The sequence below is a fragment of the Sphingopyxis sp. genome (assembly GCF_050725655.1).
In the GTDB taxonomy this organism is placed as follows: Bacteria; Pseudomonadota; Alphaproteobacteria; order Sphingomonadales; family Sphingomonadaceae; genus Sphingopyxis.
Map to the genome: position 1 here is coordinate 71597 of NZ_JBOHHT010000091.1, position 17283 is coordinate 88879.

Consider the following 17283-nt stretch of genomic DNA (forward strand, 5'->3'; position numbering starts at 1 on the left):
TATCGGGTCATGGTTTTTCGTTCGGGAACAGCAGCAGCCAGTCGGCTTCGGCCTGGATGCGCGCGAAGAAGCTCCAGCTATCGACGGCGATCGAGCGCTTCAGCCACGGTTTCGCCTTCTCGGGCTCACCGCCGAGGATGTAGTAGTTGGCGAGGCTATAGGCGGTCGAAGCGGCCACCCCGTCCGCGGTCGCAAAGGCGCGGCCGCTGTCCTTGTCGCTGAAGAAGCTGTCGGCGGCGCGGTTGCCCTTGAATAGCTGCAGCCCGTCAAAATAGGTGTCCGAACCGCCCTTCGGGTGAACCTCGAACAGCGTCAGATCATAATCGTCGAGCAGCTTCTGCGCCTCGCGAAGATTGCCCCCCCGTGCGAGCGACAGATATTCCCAATATCCGTTCGCCGTCCGCGCCTCGACGTCATGGGTAAAGGCCGCCGATTCCGCCGACTTCGCGAACCACTTCGCCGCATTGTCGAAATCATGCTTGCCGAAATAGGCTTGGCCCAGGTGGTAATAGAGATAATATTGCACGACATCGGGATCACCCGGGAAATAGTCGGGGCCCGGCTTTTCGCGTTCGAGCGGCTGGTTCTCGTAAAGCTTCGCCGCTTTCAGGCCCAGTTCGATCGACTTGTCGAACTCGCGCAGCGAGAAATGACGGTGCGCGCGGTGGCGGAGCAGTTTGCCCGAATTGGGGAAGCGCTTCAGCGCCTGATCGTAAACCGCCGCCGACTCTTTGGTATAGCCCTGATAGAAAAGGATGCGGCCGTACCAGGTCGCGCTATCGACGGTCATATTGCTCTCGAACGCCGCCTTGGCATCGCGCGCGGCGCGGTCCAACGTTTCGGTCGAGGCGACGTTTGCATTGCGCGCCGGGCTGGTGACCATCGGCTGGCCGAGCAGCGACGTTCCCTGAAAGCTGCCTTCCTGCGCCATCGCCGATACCGGCGCGGCGATCAGCAACAGGCCGACCGATGCCAGCAATTTCAAATGCCTGGGGTTCATCATAAATCCTCTCCGAACTAAATCTGTGTCTTCAATCGATGTCGAGATCGAACTTCACGCCTTGGGCGAGCGGCAGCGAGGTTGAATAGTTCACCGTCGCGGTAACGCGGCGCATATAATTCTTCCAGCTGTCGGAACCCGACACGCGTCCGCCGCCGGTCACCTTTTCTCCGCCGAACGCGCCGCCGATTTCGGCGCCGCTCGTCCCGATATTGACGTTGACGATGCCGCAGTCGCTGCCCTGCGCCGACTGAAAGCGCTCGGCCTCGCGCACATCATTGGTAAAGATGCACGACGACAGTCCCTGCGGCACCCCGTTCTGCAGCGCGATCGCCTCGTCGATGTCGGTATACGACAGGACATAGAGGATCGGCGCGAAGGTTTCCTCCCGTACGATCTCGCTCTGCGCCGACATTTCGACGATCGCCGGGCGGACGTAAAAGGCGTCCGCCGAACCCTCGATATCGATCCGCTCGCCGCCGTGGACGATCCCGCCTTCGCGCCGTGCCTGCTCGAGCGCGCGCTGCATCGCGTCGAAGGCCGCCTCGTCGATCAGCGGACCGACATGCGTATCGTCGACAAGCGGGCTGCCGATGCGCAGGCTGGCCGTGGTCGCGATCAGGCGGCGGACGAAATCGGCGCGGATGCTGTCGTGGACGATCAGGCGGCGAAGCGAGGTGCAGCGCTGGCCGCAGGTTCCGGTCGCGGCGAACACCGTTCCGCGCAGTGCAAGCCCGATATCGGCGCTGGGCGCAACGATCGCGGCATTGTTGCCGCCCAGTTCGAGCACCGGACGGCCGAAGCGCCGCTGGACCCGCACGCCGACATCCTGCCCCATACGGACGCTCCCGGTCGCACTGACGATCGCGACCCCCTTATGGTCGGCGATGATGCCGCCACATTCGGCACCGCCGATCGCGACCTGCACCAGATGGTCGGGCGCGAATTCATAGTCGGCCGCGGCCTTCTGGAGCAGCTTGCCGAAGGCGAGCGCGGTGAGCGGCGTCTTTTCCGACGGTTTCCAGATCGCGCTGTCGCCGCAGACGAGCGCAACCGTCGTGCCCCATGCCCAGACCGCAGCAGGAAAGTTGAACGCCGAGATCAGCCCGAGCGTCCCGAGCGGGTGCCAATATTCGGTCAGCCGGTGTTCGGCGCGCTCCGACGCGATCGTCAGGCCGAACAGCTGCCGCGACAGGCCGACCGCATATTCGCAAATGTCGATGACCTCCTGCACTTCGCCCCGCGCTTCGGTCAGAATCTTGCCATTTTCGATCGTCAGCAGGCGCGACAACAGCTCTTTATGCTCGCGCACGAGTTGGCCGTAGCGCCGGATCAGCTCGCCTCGGTGCGGTGCGGGCACCTGTTTCCATGCGACGAAGGCGGTCTCGGCATTCGCGACCATCGCGTCCATGTCAGCCGCCCGGTGCATTTTCAGCGTCGCGAGTCCGGATCCGTCGATCGGCGAGAAGACGCTCAGATCCGAGCCGAGATCGTCGGCGACCGACAGGCCGAGTTCGCCGAACAGGTCGGCAACGGCGCGGGCCAAGGTGCCCGTTGCCGGCAGAGAGGAGAGAGACGTGTCGATAGCGTTCATTTTTATGTCCGTTGAAAGCGTTGCGAGAGAATTTTTCGAGCCGGCGGGGTCAGGGCCGGTCTTTCCGGTCGTGAACGATGACCCTGCCGTCCTTGATGACGGTCAAGACATGCTCCATCACCGAAATGTCGCGATAGGGGTCGCCTTCAACGGCGACCATGTCGGCGAATTTGCCGACCTCGATCGTCCCCAGATTGGCCGACTGGTCGAGGAGCGTTGCAGCGTCGACCGTCGCTGACCGCAGCGCCGCCATCGGCGTCATCGGACCCTGTTCGACCATGTGGCGAAACTGCCGCGCATTCTGCCCGTGCGGCGATACGCCGGCGTCGGTGCCGAACGCGATGCTCACCTTATGCTGAACCGCGAGCCGGATATTCCGCCCCGCAACGCGGCGCGCTTCGGCCATCTTCGCCTGCACCGCCGGGCTGGCATCGCTTTCTTTCCTCGAATCGAGCAGGCCGAGCGTCGGCACGAGCCAGGTGCCGCGTTTTGCCATCAGCTTCGCCGTATCTTCGTCGAGATACGTCCCATGCTCGATCGAATCGACCCCCGCGCGCACCGAGGCGGCGACGCCTTCGCCGCCATGCGCATGCGCCGCGACCTTGAGGCCGAGACTGTGCGCGGTGGTGACGATCGCGGTCAATTCCTCGTCGCTCAGATGCTGGCCAAGCCCCCGCGCCTGCTGCGACATGATGCCGCCGGTCGAGGTGATCTTGATCAGGTCCGCGCCATATTTTGCCGCTTCGCGCACACGCAGCGCGCATTCGACGCCGCCGGTGCAGGCGCCGGTATAGTCATAGGGATAGAGCGCCTCGGTCGTCTTGCGGTTGAGCCCCGACATGTCGCCGTGCCCGCCGACGATCGACAGCGAGGTGCCCGACAGGAAAATGCGCGGCCCGACAACCGCGCCTTTGTTGACCGCATCGCGCAGCGCGTGGATCGAATAGCCGTCGGACCCGACGTCGCGGACCGTCGTAAACCCCGCCTCGAGCGTCTTTTTCGCATTGGAAAAGGCGAACAGCGCCACATCCTCGGGCGTATCGACCGCCGCGGACCATAGTTTGGTTTCGGGCGAGAAGCTGAAATGAACATGCGTGTCGATCAGCCCGGGCAGCAGCGTCCGGTCCCTGAGATCGACCGACCGCGCATCGGGGCGCTCGATATAGCCCGGCAGGATTTCGGCGATGCGCCCATCCCGGACCACGACCGTGCTCGGGCCCAGCGGCTTTTCTCCCGGAATTGCGATCACCGCGCCCGCATGAATTACAAGGGTCTCGACGACATCCGTCCCGGCGGGTGCCGCAACGGCCATGCCCGAAAGCGACACGCCGATCGTCAGCGCCGACAATTTCCCCATGCCGCTCAAGCGAAATTCTCCCGCAGGCCCACGCCCCGAGGCCGCCCCTGCAGCGCTCTCCATCTGTATAGGAAGTTTTTGCTAGTTGAGCAATAATTTTTATGATAGGAAAATTTTAGAAATTATGACACAGGTCGGAAATCGGGGAATTTCCGGTGGGGAAATGAGTCCAAAAGGAGGGAAAAATGTCGAAGTTCGTGTCACGCCTGTTGTTGTCGTCGGCTCTCGCGTTCGCGATCACGCCGATGGCGCATGCCCAGTCGGCACCGCCCGAAGACGATGGGGCGGAGTCGAACGAGGGCGGCAGCGACATCGTCGTCATCGGCACGCGCCGCAAGGATCGCTCGATCACCGACAGCTCGGTTGCCATCGACGTGATCTCGCCCGAGCAGATCAACGCGACCGGCTATTCGGACGTGAACGATGCGCTGCGCACGCTCGTGCCCGCATTCAACGCCCAGCGCCTTCAGGGCAATGATGGCTCGTCTTTCGTGCGGCCGGTCACGCTGCGCGGCTCGCCGGCCGACCATGTGCTGCTGCTGATGAACGGCAAGCGCCGCCACCGCGCCTCGATCGTGCAGATCGGCACCGGCCACGCGTCGACATCGGGCTCGCAGGGCCAGGATTTCAACGTCATTCCGCCGATCGCCCTGTCGAGCGTCGAAGTGCTGCGCGACGGCGCATCGGCCCAATATGGCTCGGACGCGATCGCCGGCGTGATCAACATGGAACTGAAAAAGGCCAGGAGCGGCGGCTCGATCATGGCGCAGGTCGGCCAATATTTTGAAAGCGGCGGCCGCACCTATGACATTCAGGGCCACCTGGCCGTTCCGGTCGGCGACAACGCCTATTTCAACATCGCCGCCCAATATACCGACCAGGCGAAAGCCTACGCCAAAAAGGCCACCCACTCCGGTGCGGAAGCACTGAGGGCCTTGGGCGTTCCCGGCGTACCCGAACATCCCGAAGGCAATCTCGACCCGCGTTATATGGCGTTCAAATCGGTCTGGAACGCCGGCATCGAACTCACCGACGAACTCGAAGCCTACACGTTCGGCAACTATATGACGGGCAAAAGCTCGGTCACCTTCGGCCTGCGTCAGCCCTTCACCGCCGGCGGCCTGAACGGCCATGGCACTTATGCCAATTCGGCGTTCGACCTTACCCCGGCGCACCCGCAGGCATTCAACCTCGCTGCCATCTATCCGGGCGGTTTCACGCCGGAATTTGAGGGCCATCTCGAAGATTTCAGCGCCTTGGTTGGCCTCCGCGACCAGTCCGGCCCGCTGACCTGGGACCTGTCGGCGCGCTACGGCACCAACACCGTCGACTACACTATCACCGGCACGATCAACGCCTCGATGGGCGTCAAGTCGCCGACCGCGTTCAAGCCCGGCTCGCTCACCCAGCGCGAAATCCAGTTCGACGCTGAAGTCTCGTATGAGCTGACGGACAATATCCTGGCGTTTGCCGGCGCCAGCCACCGCAAGGAAACCTATGTCATCGGTCAGGGCGACGCGGCCAGCTATACCACCGGCCCGCTGCAGGACCTGCCCGCCGGCTCGAACGGTTTCCAGGGCTTCTCGCCCGAATTCGCCGGCAGCTTCGATTCGAACAGCTACGCGGTGTTTGGCGAAATCGATGCCGACATCACGCCGTGGTGGAACCTGTCGGCCGCGGCCCGCTACGAAGATTACGACCAGTTCGGCGACAACTTCAGCTACAAGGCCGCGACGCGGTTCGAGCTGAGCGACGCCTTTGCGCTGCGTGGTTCGGTCAGCACCGGCTTCCGCGCTCCCGCCGCCGGTCAGGTGTTCGGCACCAGCCTGACCTCGCAGCTCGACGGCGTGGGCGGCTTCATCCTCGACGCCGTGCTGGTTCCGGGATCGCCCGCAGCGCAGGTCTTCGGCTCGCAGACACTGACGCCCGAAACCTCGTTCAACATGTCGGCGGGCGTCGTCTTCACCGGTCTCGACGGCTTCCTGACCACGCTCGATTTCTACCAGATCGACGTCGACGATCGCCTGTTGCTGACGCCTTCGCGCAACACCACCGCCGCCGAGCGCGCCGCGCTCGCCGCGATCAACTTCCCCAACGGCGCGGACATCGAACAGGTGCGCTATTTCCAGAACGAAATGGACACGCGCGTTCGCGGCTTCGACCTGGTGAGCACCTATCGTCACAGCTGGTCGGACAATGCCTCGACCGACTTCAGCCTTGCCGTGAACTATAATGAACAGCATCTGCGCGGCGCCCCGCCCCCGGGATTCAGCCCCGCGATCGTCACCGAATTCGAACGCGGCACCCCGCGCTGGCGCGGCAATTTCTCGGCGACGACCAAGGTCGGCGATTTCGGCTTCATGGCGCGCGCCATCCACTATGGCGCGTGGCGCCGGCTCGATGGCGCCACCTTCCTGCCGCGCAAGGCGGTGACGCTGTTCGACGCCGAAGTGACCTACTCGGGTATCGAGGATGTCGAGCTGAGCGTCGGCGCGCGTAACATCTTCAACATCTTCCCGCCGGGCCGCGGACCTGCGCGCGCGCGCGCCGGCCTGATCTACGACAACCACAGCGTATTCGGGGTCGCTGGCGGCTTCTATTATTTGAATGCTAAGTATAAATTCTGATCTCGTCTGTTCGAGATCGGCGTGTATTTCCGGTGGGCATATACGGAATTGGCATAGCGGATATGCCAATTCCGTAGCCTATCGGAAATTTGTGCTTTATATATGGCGGCGGCTGATTGGCCGGACCTCTTCCCCCAGCCGTCCCCCATTGGCCGATACCGTACGATCTCGAGCAAGTTAAGGATTGGAGACTTATGCCGCCCAGAAATGGAGACGAGCCGGAAGTATTGGGTGCCGTGCGCACCGCGAAACGGCCTCGATCCGAAGGCTTTCATCTGGGTGAGCGCTTGCGCCAGTTGCGCAAGGAACGCGGCATGACGCTGGAGGACGCGGGCCGCCTGACCGCGCTTGCCGCCTCGACGCTGTCGAAGATCGAAAACGACCAGATGTCGCCAACCTTCGACGTCGTGCAAAAGCTCGCCACCGGCTTCGACATCGACATCACCGAATTGTTCGCGAGCAATTCGGGACAGGATGCCGCGGGGCGGCGCAGCGTCACGATGGACGGCGCGGGCCGCCTGATGGAAACCGCGGTCTATCGCCACCGGCTGATCGCCGCCGAGCTCAAGAACAAGAAGATCCTGCCGTTCGTCACGACGATCAAGGCGCGCAGCCTCGAGGATTTCAAGAGCTGGTCGCAGCACAGCGGCGAGGAATTCCTCTATGTGCTCGAAGGGGAAATCTGCTTCCAGACCGAGCATTACGAACCCGCGATCCTGGGGGTCGGTGACAGCATCTATATCAACAGCAGCATGCAGCACGCCTGTTACTCGACGAGCGAAGAAGACGCCGTCGTCCTGTGGGTCAACACAGGCTGACCCGCCGACCGGCAAGGTTCATCTATGGGCTTGCAATAATTTTCCTATACGCTAATTTATTTCCAATAGAGAATTGGAGAGGGCGAAGCTATGGACAGACGGAATTTCATCCTGTCGGGGGCAGCATTGTCGGCCGCAATGGCCTTGGCGCCCGCTGCGGCAGCACGATCGAAGATACGCCCCCTCACTTTCGACGCGATGGGCGAGGTGCGGTTCGAATATGACGCCGCGCTGATCGGCCAGATGCGCGCCAGCGGGCTCGATGCGATCACCATCACGCTCTGCGATCCCAAAGCCTATGAAGGTCAAGCCTATGAAGAGGCCGTGCAGGCGGTGCTCGACCATGACGCGCATATCGCCAAACATCCCGAGCTGTTCCTGAAGGCCACCAAGACCGGCGACATCGACGTCGCGCGGGCGCACGGCCAGCTCGCGCTCTTCTACCTCTTCCAGAACAGCACCCAGTTCGGGCGCGACCTCGACAATGTCGACCTTTTCCACAAGCTCGGCGTCCGCTCGGCGCAGATCACCTACAACGACCAGAATTGGGCGGGCGCGGGGTGCAAGGAACTCGGCGCGAACGGCCTGACGCACTTCGGCCGCGACCTCGTCGGACGGATGAACGAGCGGGGCATGCTGATCGACCTCTCGCATTCGAACATGCAGACGATGGCCGACACGATCGCCGCATCGAAGGTGCCCGTGATCGTCTCGCACACCGCGTGCATGGCGGTGCACAGCAACATCCGCAACACGACCGACGCGAACCTGCGGCTGCTCGCCGACAAGGGCGGGGTCGCCGGCATCTGCCAGATGCGGCCGTTCCTGACGACCAAGCGCGACGACGCGCTGCCCGAATATTTCCGCCATATCGACCATGCGGTCAAAATGATGGGCGCCGATCATGTCGCGATCGGCAGCGACCGCGACCACCGCGTCGTCGAAATGACCGACGCCTATATCGCCGAGCTGAAGCGCGAAGAGGGTGCCAATTTCCACGAGCCCGACTGGCCGCTGTTCATCAACGAACTCAACGGCCCGCGGCGTATGGAGGTGGTGTGGGATGGCGTGCGCAAGCTCGGCTATCCGACAAGCACTGTCGAAAAGATCATGGGGACCAATGTCCGCAGGATCTATCAGGAGGTGATCGGATGAGCCTCCGCATTTCCACCTTCACCCTTGCCTTGCTGCTGGTGGCAGCCCCCGCGTCGGCGAATGAAAATGTCCCCGGCGCCGACGCGGGGAATTGCGCCACCAGCCTGATCGGCACGCCGCTGGCGGTGCCGAAATTTTCGGCGGCGACACAAAAGATGCTCGACGAGGATATTGCGATTGCTGCGGCCGCGCTGCGCATCGCGCCCGACCGCGAGGATAGCCATATCTGGTACGGCCGCCGCCTCGACTATGCCGGGCGGATTTGCGACTCCGTCGATGCCTTCAGCGCGGGGATAGAGAAGTTCCCGAACAGCTTCAAACTCTACCGCTTCCGCGCCCGCGACCTGACCCGCGCGCGCCGGTTCAAGGAGGCGCTCGCCGATTATGAAAAGGCGCTCGAATTGATGGGCGACACGCCCGACAGTTTCGAGCCCGACGGCATGCCCAACCCGATCGGGCTGACGATCAGTACCTATCGCGGGAACATCGTCTATTACCATGCCCAGACGAGCTTCGCGACGGGCGACTATCCGACGATGGTATCGGGCATGGCCAAATCGCTCGAACTTTCGGCCGATTTTGCGCGCGACGACATGCGCGTGCCGACCGCCTACTGGACCTATCTCGCCTATCGCAAGATGGGTCTGCACGACAAGGCGCGCGCCGCAATCGACGCGATCGAGCCGGGGCTGAAACTGATCGAGAATTTCGCTTATTACCAGGCAGTCCAGATCATGCAGGGGCGGCTCGATCCCGCCGGTTTCAAGGAATCGCGCGACAGCACGATCAAGTTCGCGATAGCGATGGAGCGCCGTTTTGCCGGCGACGAAAAAGGCGCGAAGGCGCTGCTCACCGAGATCGTCCGGGAGAATCCCCAGGGTCATTGGCCATCCGAAGCCGAACTCGCAAGCCAGAACCGGAAAAGCTATTGATGCGATCGGATAAATCCATGTCCCCTCGTCAAGCTCAATGGCGGTCTGGAACTTTGGCGTACCATGATATCCTTGGAACTGATCGTAATCGATCCCCGGCTCCAAAATTCGATCTACGGCCCGGTGAACCGGCGCTAAGATTTCTGCCCCGCTCATCGTGACGCGCTTGCAGGACAGTGTCTCCAGAGGGAGAAAGGCGAAGTAGGTGCCACCCCATTCTCGATAGATCCATTGCTCTGCAAGGTCGGCGGGTAAATGTGCCAGCTCATCCTTGTGTCGGGCCCACCACGAATCAAAGCGCTCCTTGAAGCCGCCAGCTGCGGGTTGGGGCGCGAGATGCGGCGGCCATACCGAACGTTTGTCCTTAAATTCAAACATGCGCAGAGCCTATTTCGGACCTTGTTTATAAACTGCCAAGCAGTCCGGCCACGTAATCCGGCACTAACATGGTTGCCGGTCCGATTTTTGTATCGTCGAAAAAGGCTGCGCCCTCGGAGGGCTCCAGATTGAGCTCCACGGTCTTGGCGCCGAACTGATTTGCTAGCCGTACGAAACGCGCAGCGGGGTAGACGTTGCCCGAGGTTCCGATAGAAATGAAGAGGGCAGACCTTTCTATTGCGTGCTCGATTCTCGCCATTTCGAGTGGCATTTCCCCAAACCAAACGACATCCGGGCGCATGCGTCCAACTCCTCCACAGGCATCGCATGCCGACTGGATTTCGAGGTCACCCATCCGGTCATAGACTGCCGCACACTGCGCACACCGAACCTTCCGTAGTTCACCGTGCATGTGGACAACGTGGGTGCTGCCCGCGCGCTCATGAAGATCGTCAATATTCTGGGTGACTAGAACTACCGGCCATGGCCATTCGCGTTCGAGGCGGGCTAACGCGACGTGGGCTGCGTTCGGCTGTATCGCTGGATCTAGTAGCGAAGCGCGCCTGGCGTTGTAGAAATCATGGACCTGCTTAGGGTCTCGGGCAAATCCCTCGGGCGTTGCTACGTCTTCAAGACGTACGCGTGCCCAAACTCCATCGGCGTCCCTGAATGTATCAAGACCGCTTTCGCGGCTGATACCCGCACCTGTGAGTATGACGATCGGTCCCTCAACCATAATAATTCCTATCCAAAGGGTTCGACCGAAAGAGCGTAGCCCCCCTGAAAGTGCAACAAAGAATCAGCCAGTTTCTCAAGCTTATGAAAAACCTGCCATTTTGTTGCGAATTAGGCCGCCCAGGAGAGCAACAAAGGGTAATGTCGGCAAAACCAGATACTTTGGTGGGATGCCGTACCGGATGGACGATATCATCATGCGCTGAACCGCGCCGACCTGTTCGTTTCGATCGGTACATCGGGCGCGGCCTATCCCGCCGCAGGCTTTGTTCGCGAGGCGCGCGCGTCGGGCGCACGGACGCGCGAGCTCAATATGGAGCCGAGCCAAGGCAGCTACTGGTTCGACGAGGCGCGGCAGGGTCCGGCGACGCAGCTGGTGCCGCAGTGGATTGAGGAAATGCTGGGCTAGCGGCGCGACGCGAAGAAATCGCGAAGGAGCGCGGCGGCCTCCGCGTCGCCGATGCCGTCGTAGAGCTCGGGCCTATGGTGGATGGTCGGTTGCGCGAAAGTGCGCGGACCGTGCACGATAGCGCCCCCCTTCGGATCGTCGGCGCCATAATAGAGGCGCGCGATTCGGGCGTGGGCGATTGCCCCGGCGCACATCGCGCAGGGCTCGAGCGTCACATAGAGATCGCAGCCGTCGAGTCGCTCGTTGCCGAGCTTGGCGGCCGCGGCGCGAATCGCGACGATTTCGGCGTGGGCCGTCGGGTCGTGCGATTCGCGCGGGCGGTTATGACCCTCGGCGATAATCGCACCGTCCTTGACGATCACCGCACCGACGGGCACTTCGCCCCATTCTGCGGCAATGCGGGCGAGATCGAGCGCGCGGCGCATCGGTTCGGGAAGCGGAAACTGAGCCATGAAAGCGGCCTATGCGCTTGACGAATCTCCTGCAAGCCGATAAGCGCGCGCCTTTCCCGGCTCACTCCGGTCCTGTGCTCCCCAATTTGTCGGGGCGCATCCGGATGCCGACCCGAAATTTTTTGACCTTTTTTTTTTGACGAGGACGAAGACCATGTCGCGCATCTGCGAACTGACCGGCAAGGGCCGCCAGGTTGGCCACAATGTGAGCCACGCCAACAACAAGACCAAGCGTACCTTCCTGCCGAACCTGCAGAATGTGACGTTGCTGTCGGACGCGCTCGGCAAGGGCGTGAAGATGCGCGTGTCGACCCACGGCCTGCGCACGGTCGAGCACAATGGCGGTCTCGACAACTGGCTGCTGAAGGCCGGCGACGACCAGTTGTCGGCTTCGGCCCGCAAGGTGAAGAAGGAAGTCGCAAAGAAGCTGGCCGAAAAGGCCGCTTAAGCGCTTTCACATCGCTAAAAGCAAAAGGGCCGCCGGGTTACCGCGCGGTCTTTTGCTGTCCGACCCCTTTTTCGGCGGCAAATCGACCAGCTCGAACTGGAGCAGCAGGCTGCGCTGCCAGCTATTGAAATTATTGTCGGCGACGAGCCACAGCCAGGTCCGCCCCTGCTCGACCGAAATAGCGGCGCCTTCGTAATTTTCGGCGAGCGGCACGGGAACACGGCCGATCGTCCGTGACCGCACAACGGCGTCCTTCCTGATGTCGGCGGGATCGACGATCGCGATGATCGTCGTGAAAACAGGGTCGAAGCCGAGCCGCCGATGCACGAGCAGGATGCGCCCGTCGGGCAGTGTGGCGGCATCGCTGACCAGCCCCTTCCCGCGCGAATCATAGAAAAAGCGCGTCGGAGCCGGCCCGGGCGCCGCGGGATCGCCGGTGTAGATCAACGCCGCGCTCCCGCGCGAATCCTCATCGACCCCTTCCGAAAAGACGGCCGTCCGCCCGTCGGCGAGCCGCGTCATCCCCTCTGCCCCCCGATTCCTCGGCCAGCCGCGCAGTTTGCGGCGCGATTCGATTTTCGACAGTTCGGGGTCGAGACGCCAGAACTGGTTGATCCCTTCGAGGGCGATCCAGGTCCTGCCGCTTTCGGGATCGACAAACATCGCCTCGGCATCGACCATCGCCTTGCGCGCGGGCCGACCATCGGGCGTGGGCAGCGGCCGGATGCGAACGGCGACCGCCCCACCGCGTTCGTCGAGCGCCAGCCGCGTCGAATAGCCATTGTCGCCGACCAGCAGGAACCGGTCCGTCCGGAGCCGCGCGATCGCGGAAAAACCGCCGAACCGGCTGTGCGGGCTGACGAGATGCCAGCCGCGCACGAAACGCATGGCGCCCCCCTGCGCGGGGGCGACGGCAAGCGGGCGGGCGACGGCGCTCTGGGTCAGGTCGCTTTCGGGAAAACGCATGACGGCGCCGGGCACCGGGCCGATAACCAGGAAGATCAGGGCAGCGAAGAGCAGACGGCGCATCGCCGCGGGGTTAGGGCGGCGATGCGCGAAAGGAAAGCGGTTCGCCGCAGAAAGCTGAACATGAGCCAACAACCATGTTCAGGCTTCGCTCAATGCGAATCGGGCAAAACCTCTTCATCGACAACGCCCAGATGGGCCAACGACGACGAAGGAGAACGACAATGAAAAAGATGGTGACCCTCTCGATCGCCGCCCTGATGTCCACCGCGACGCTGGGCATGGCGGCTCCCGCCGCGGCGCAGAACGGCTATTATGACCGCGACGGCTATTCGAGCTATGATGTTCGCTATGACCGCGACGATCGCCGTTATGACCGCCGCGATTATCGCCGGGACAACCGCCGCGATTACCGCCGCGATTACCGCAACGATCGTCGCAACTACCGGAACGATCGCCGCAATTATCGCCAGTGCGACAACGGCACCGGCGGCACCGTGATCGGCGCGATTGCGGGCGGCCTTGCCGGTCATGAAATCGCCGGCCGCGGCGACCGCACGGTCGGAACGATCCTCGGCGGCGCCGTCGGCGCCCTCGCCGGCCGCGCGATCGACAAGGGGAATGACGGCTGCCGTTAAAGGCTGTCCCGACCCCCAATAATTTCCTTCCCTCCTTCACCCCGCCCGGCCCTGCGCCGGGCGGGGTTTTCTTTGCGTCAAGCGGGCCGGGGAGGAGGCGCTTGCCATAATGGCCGCGAAAGCCTAGGTTTGCTGCCAAGTGCACGCCCGCGGTTTTGCGGGCGCGTGAGCAGAACAGGTTACAATAGCCATGCGGCAAATGGCAGCGCCATCAGGGCGACCGCCGCGGCCAGGCCCGGCGGTAAACGGACGAAACAAGGCGGGCAGCGAATCGCGTCCGATGCCGATCACGCGGCCGCGCAGCTATGCCGCGATCGACCTTGGCACCAACAATTGTCGGCTTTTGATCGCCCGCCCGCAAAATGGCGAGCTCGTCGTCATCGACGCTTTTTCCCGCATCGTCCGCCTCGGCGAAGGCTTGCACGGCAGCGGACGCATCAGCGACGCCGCGATGGACCGCACCGTCGCCGCGCTGTCGATCTGCGCCGACAAGCTGCGCCGCCGCCACGTCTCGCTGTCGCGCGCGGTCGCGACCGAAGCGTGCCGCCGCGCGAGCAACGGCGAGGAACTGGCCGAGCGTGTCCGCCGCGAAACGGGTATCGTCCTCGACATCATCTCGGCCGCCGAAGAGGCACGGCTCGCCGTCCTTGGCTGTCACAATCTGATGGAGCCCGGCGAAGGCCCGGCGCTGATCTTCGACATCGGCGGCGGCTCGACCGAGCTGATGCACGTCGACGTGTCGGACCATGACGTGAAGATCCACGACTGGATCAGCGTGCCATGGGGCGTTGTCTCGCTGACCGAGCACGCCCCGCTTCCCGAAGACAGCCTCGCCGGCCGCCAGGCCGCCTATGCGCATATGCGCGAAGTGACGCGCGAAGCTTTTGCTGCCTTTGCCGGGCGCGCCGAACGCTTTGCCGGTCAGCCGCTGCGCCTGCTCGGCACCAGCGGGACGGTGACGACGCTCGCCAGCGTCTTCCTCGACCTGCCGCGCTACGACCGGCGCGCGGTCGACGGGCTGGTCGTCCCATCCGATGCGATGCGCGACATCAGCCGCCGCCTGGCCGATGCGAGCATCGCCGATCGCGCCGAGATCGCTTGCATCGGCCGCGAGCGCGCCGATCTGGTCGTCGCGGGCTGCGCGATCCTCGAAAGCATCATCGACCTGTGGCCCGCGATGCGCGTCGGTGTCGCCGACCGCGGCATCCGCGAAGGCATATTGCGCACGCTGGCGATGCAGGGCCGCGACATCCCCGTCACCCGCCGCGAGTATCGTAAATGAGCGGTGGCAGCGGGAAAGGCGGCGGGAGCGGCCGCGGCGGCCTGCACGTGCGGGTCAAAACCGCGCGCAAGCGCAGCGTCTCGTCGACGCGCTGGCTCCAGCGCCAGCTCAACGATCCCTATGTCCGCCGCGCGCAGGCCGAGGGCTATCGCTCGCGCGCCGCGTACAAGCTGATCGAACTCGACGAGAAATTCGGCTTCATCAAGAAAGCGCGCGCGGTCGTCGACCTTGGCATCACGCCCGGCGGCTGGTCGCAGGTCGTGCGCAAGGCGAACCCCCGCGCGCGTGTCGCGGGGATCGACCTGCTCGCGTGCGAACCGATCGAGGGCGTCGCGATCCTCGAGATGGATTTCATGGACGATGCCGCGCCCGACGCGCTGATCGAGGCGCTGGGCAGCGCGCCCGACCTTGTCATTTCGGACATGGCAGCAAACACCGTCGGCCATCAGCAAACCGATCATCTGCGCACGATCGGGCTGGCAGAGACCGCCGCCGATTTCGCGGTGCAGAATCTGCTGCCCGGCGGCGCGTTTGTGGCCAAGGTGTTCGCGGGCGGGGCGGATCACACGCTGCTGACTTTACTAAAACGTCACTTTTCAACGGTAAAGCACGCCAAACCGCCAGCGAGCCGCAAGGGGTCGCCCGAACTTTATGTCATCGCCCAAGGCTTCAAGGGCCGGAGCAATGACGCGGACGCGGAATAAACGGTGTAATGGGACGAACCGGGGGATATTTTGATGGGTAAGTCGAAGCAGTCGGTCGCGGCTGTGACGCTCGCCGCGCTGATGCTGGCATCGTGCGGGGGCGGGGGTGGTTCGAGCACAGCCGGAAGCGGCGGCCCCGTCACGGTCACACCGACGCCGACCCCCACCCCGACCGCCACCTGCGCGCTGGCATCGCGGCAGGCTTTTGCGAAAGCGGTGATCGACGAATGGTATCTGTTCCCGAATGACGTCGCGAACGTCAGCGCGGCGAGCCATAACAATGTCCAATCCTATATCGACGCGCTCGTCGCCCCGGCGCGCGCGCTGAACAAGGATCGTTTCTTTACCTACATCACCTCGATCGCCGAGGAGAACGCCTTCTACGCCAGCGGATCGAGCGCGGGTTTCGGCGTCCGCATGACCTATGACGCGGTCAATCAGCGCATCCTCATCGCCGAAGCCTATGAAAGCGCGCCGGCATTTGCCGCGGGGATCGACCGCGGCACGGCGATCGTCGCGATCGGCACGAACAGCGGCAATTTGCGCACCGTGGCGAGCATCGCCGCCGCCGAAGGGACCGCGGGCCTCACCAATGCACTCGGTCCGAACGACCCCGGGGTCAGCCGCGTGCTGCGCATCACCGACGCGGCCGGAACGCGCGACGTCACCGTCGCCAAGGCGGATTATTCGCTCGATCCGGTTTCGGACCGCTATGGCGCAAAGATCATCACCGAGGGCGGCCGCAACTACGGCTATCTTAACCTCCGCACCTTCATCTCGTCGGCGGACGACCAGTTGAAGGCGGCCTTTGCCGATTTCGGCGCGCGCGGCGTGACCGACATCATCATCGATTTCCGCTATAATGGCGGCGGCCTCGTTTCGACGGCCAATCTGATGGGCGATTTGATGGGCGCGGGCCGCGCGGGGCAGCTTTTTTCGCAGACCCGTTTCCGCGCCAATAAATCGGCCGAGAATGACGAGCATCGCTTCACTCCGGGAAGCCAGTCGATCGCGCCGACGCGCATCGCCTTTATCGGCACCGCGTCGACCGCATCGGCGAGCGAGCTCGTGATCAATTCGATGCTGCCCTATCTCGGCACCAATATGACGCTCGTCGGCGGCAACACCTATGGCAAGCCGGTCGGCCAGATCGCGCTCGACAAGGCCGAATGCGACGACCGTATGCGTGTGGTCGCCTTTGCGACGGCGAATTCGACCGGCGCGGGCGACTATTATGACGGGCTGGCACCGAAAATCACGAATAGCTGCGCCGCGAGCGACGATCTGACCGTCCCGCTCGGCGACCCGCGCGAGGCATCGATCCGCGCCGCGATCGGCTTCCTGTCGGGCAACGCCTGTACCGCCCGCATCGCCGACGCCAGCGCGGGCCCGGCGGCGCGGAGCCGTAGTGCCCGAATGCTCGCCGAGCCCGAAATGCTGACCCCCGAGCGGCCAAGCGCGGCGCAGCGCGAACTGCCCGGGTTGTTCTGATCGCCCCCTGCCGCATCGCAGCAATTGACCGCAGCCCGAAAATAGGGCTATCGGCCGCGGCAAGCGACAGGTTCCCCGGCGACGGGGACTAAGAGGGAACGGGAAAACCCCGGCTGCCCCTGCAACTGTACGCGGCGAGCCATCGGCCACTTGCCATTGGGATTCCGGTCCCGAGAAGGCGGCCGACCGGCGCTGACCCGCAAGCCAGGAGACCTGCCCGTCGCCGTCGTCTTTCGACCGGACAGGGTGTGCCGGGCGGACGGGGGTAAACCCGCATGACGACAAGCTTGGCTGCGC

The 17283-nt window shown here is 63.5% G+C and carries 15 protein-coding genes, 1 pseudogene and 1 riboswitch; of the genes and pseudogenes, 10 read left to right on the forward strand and 6 right to left on the reverse strand.

Translation table 11 applies throughout. From position 1 onward, the window contains the following. Positions 1-7: 7 nt before the first annotated feature. From ACREBX_RS14085 to ACREBX_RS14095, 3 genes are read right to left on the reverse strand one after another with little or no spacing between them, the layout of a single operon-like run. Positions 8-1003: a tetratricopeptide repeat protein gene (locus tag ACREBX_RS14085; RefSeq protein ID WP_431562374.1), complete on the reverse strand. Its 996-nt coding sequence runs from the start codon at positions 1001-1003 to the stop codon at positions 8-10. A 28-nt stretch (positions 1004-1031) separates the two neighbouring features. Beyond that, positions 1032-2594 carry an L-piperidine-6-carboxylate dehydrogenase gene (gene amaB, locus ACREBX_RS14090; RefSeq protein WP_431562375.1) on the reverse strand — a complete coding sequence of 521 codons (1563 nt, stop codon included), beginning with the start codon at positions 2592-2594 and terminating at the stop codon, positions 1032-1034. 49 nt (positions 2595-2643) lie between these two features. Further along, the gene (locus tag ACREBX_RS14095) at positions 2644-3951 is read right to left on the reverse strand and encodes an amidohydrolase family protein (protein WP_431562411.1); all 1308 of its coding nucleotides are present in this window, start codon (positions 3949-3951) and stop codon (positions 2644-2646) included. Between the two features lie 185 nt (positions 3952-4136). Here ACREBX_RS14095 and ACREBX_RS14100 point away from each other — a divergent pair, with 185 nt between their 5' ends. From ACREBX_RS14100 to ACREBX_RS14115, 4 genes are all read left to right on the forward strand, one after another. Continuing rightward, positions 4137-6578, forward strand: a complete 2442-nt coding sequence (locus tag ACREBX_RS14100) for a TonB-dependent receptor plug domain-containing protein (protein ID WP_431562376.1) — start codon at positions 4137-4139, stop codon at positions 6576-6578. 194 nt (positions 6579-6772) lie between these two features. Continuing rightward, positions 6773-7396, forward strand: a complete 624-nt coding sequence (locus ACREBX_RS14105; protein ID WP_431562377.1) for a helix-turn-helix domain-containing protein — start codon at positions 6773-6775, stop codon at positions 7394-7396. Positions 7397-7486: 90 nt separating this feature from the next. Beyond that, entirely contained in the window at positions 7487-8551 is a 1065-nt protein-coding gene (locus ACREBX_RS14110) for a dipeptidase (RefSeq protein WP_431562378.1), read from the forward strand. Continuing rightward, entirely contained in the window at positions 8548-9483 is a 936-nt protein-coding gene (locus ACREBX_RS14115; protein WP_431562379.1) for a hypothetical protein, read from the forward strand. The genes ACREBX_RS14110 and ACREBX_RS14115 overlap by 4 nt, the downstream gene beginning before the upstream one ends. Before the next feature lie 403 nt (positions 9484-9886). Here ACREBX_RS14115 and ACREBX_RS14120 read toward each other — a convergent pair whose 3' ends face one another. After that, entirely contained in the window at positions 9887-10597 is a 711-nt protein-coding gene (locus ACREBX_RS14120; protein ID WP_431562380.1) for an NAD-dependent deacylase, read from the reverse strand. A gap of 157 nt (positions 10598-10754) precedes the next feature. Here ACREBX_RS14120 and ACREBX_RS14125 point away from each other — a divergent pair. Next, positions 10755-11005 (forward strand): annotated as a pseudogene (locus ACREBX_RS14125) (NAD-dependent protein deacylase); the annotation flags it as partial. On the opposite strand, the gene tadA reads toward ACREBX_RS14125, so the two are convergent. Then, positions 11002-11457: a tRNA adenosine(34) deaminase TadA gene (gene tadA, locus ACREBX_RS14130; RefSeq protein ID WP_431562381.1), complete on the reverse strand. Its 456-nt coding sequence runs from the start codon at positions 11455-11457 to the stop codon at positions 11002-11004. The pseudogene ACREBX_RS14125 and the gene tadA overlap by 4 nt on opposite strands. A gap of 154 nt (positions 11458-11611) precedes the next feature. Between tadA and rpmB the strand changes: the two genes are divergently transcribed. Then, complete coding sequence (gene rpmB / locus ACREBX_RS14135) at positions 11612-11905, forward strand: 50S ribosomal protein L28 (protein WP_039579060.1); 294 nt, start codon at positions 11612-11614, stop codon at positions 11903-11905. 6 nt (positions 11906-11911) lie between these two features. Here rpmB and ACREBX_RS14140 read toward each other — a convergent pair whose 3' ends face one another. Continuing rightward, positions 11912-12934, reverse strand: a complete 1023-nt coding sequence (locus tag ACREBX_RS14140) for an esterase-like activity of phytase family protein (protein WP_431562382.1) — start codon at positions 12932-12934, stop codon at positions 11912-11914. A 161-nt stretch (positions 12935-13095) separates the two neighbouring features. Between ACREBX_RS14140 and ACREBX_RS14145 the strand changes: the two genes are divergently transcribed. The 4 genes from ACREBX_RS14145 to ACREBX_RS14160 all read left to right on the forward strand — a co-directional run bounded on the left by ACREBX_RS14145 (position 13096) and on the right by ACREBX_RS14160 (position 16986). Further along, positions 13096-13509 (forward strand): glycine zipper 2TM domain-containing protein, encoded by a 414-nt coding sequence (locus ACREBX_RS14145; protein ID WP_431562383.1) that lies wholly within the window; start codon positions 13096-13098, stop codon positions 13507-13509. A gap of 190 nt (positions 13510-13699) precedes the next feature. Continuing rightward, entirely contained in the window at positions 13700-14791 is a 1092-nt protein-coding gene (locus ACREBX_RS14150; RefSeq protein WP_431562384.1) for a Ppx/GppA family phosphatase, read from the forward strand. Then, on the forward strand, positions 14788-15495 hold the full coding sequence (locus ACREBX_RS14155; protein ID WP_431562385.1) for an RlmE family RNA methyltransferase: 708 nt from the start codon (positions 14788-14790) through the stop codon (positions 15493-15495). Before ACREBX_RS14150 ends, ACREBX_RS14155 begins: the two co-directional genes overlap by 4 nt. A 33-nt stretch (positions 15496-15528) precedes the next feature. Next, positions 15529-16986, forward strand: coding sequence for a S41 family peptidase (locus ACREBX_RS14160; RefSeq protein ID WP_431562386.1), 1458 nt, complete (start codon positions 15529-15531; stop codon positions 16984-16986). Between the two features lie 51 nt (positions 16987-17037). After that, a riboswitch (cobalamin riboswitch) is annotated at positions 17038-17221 on the forward strand. The last annotated feature ends 62 nt before the right edge of the window (positions 17222-17283 follow it).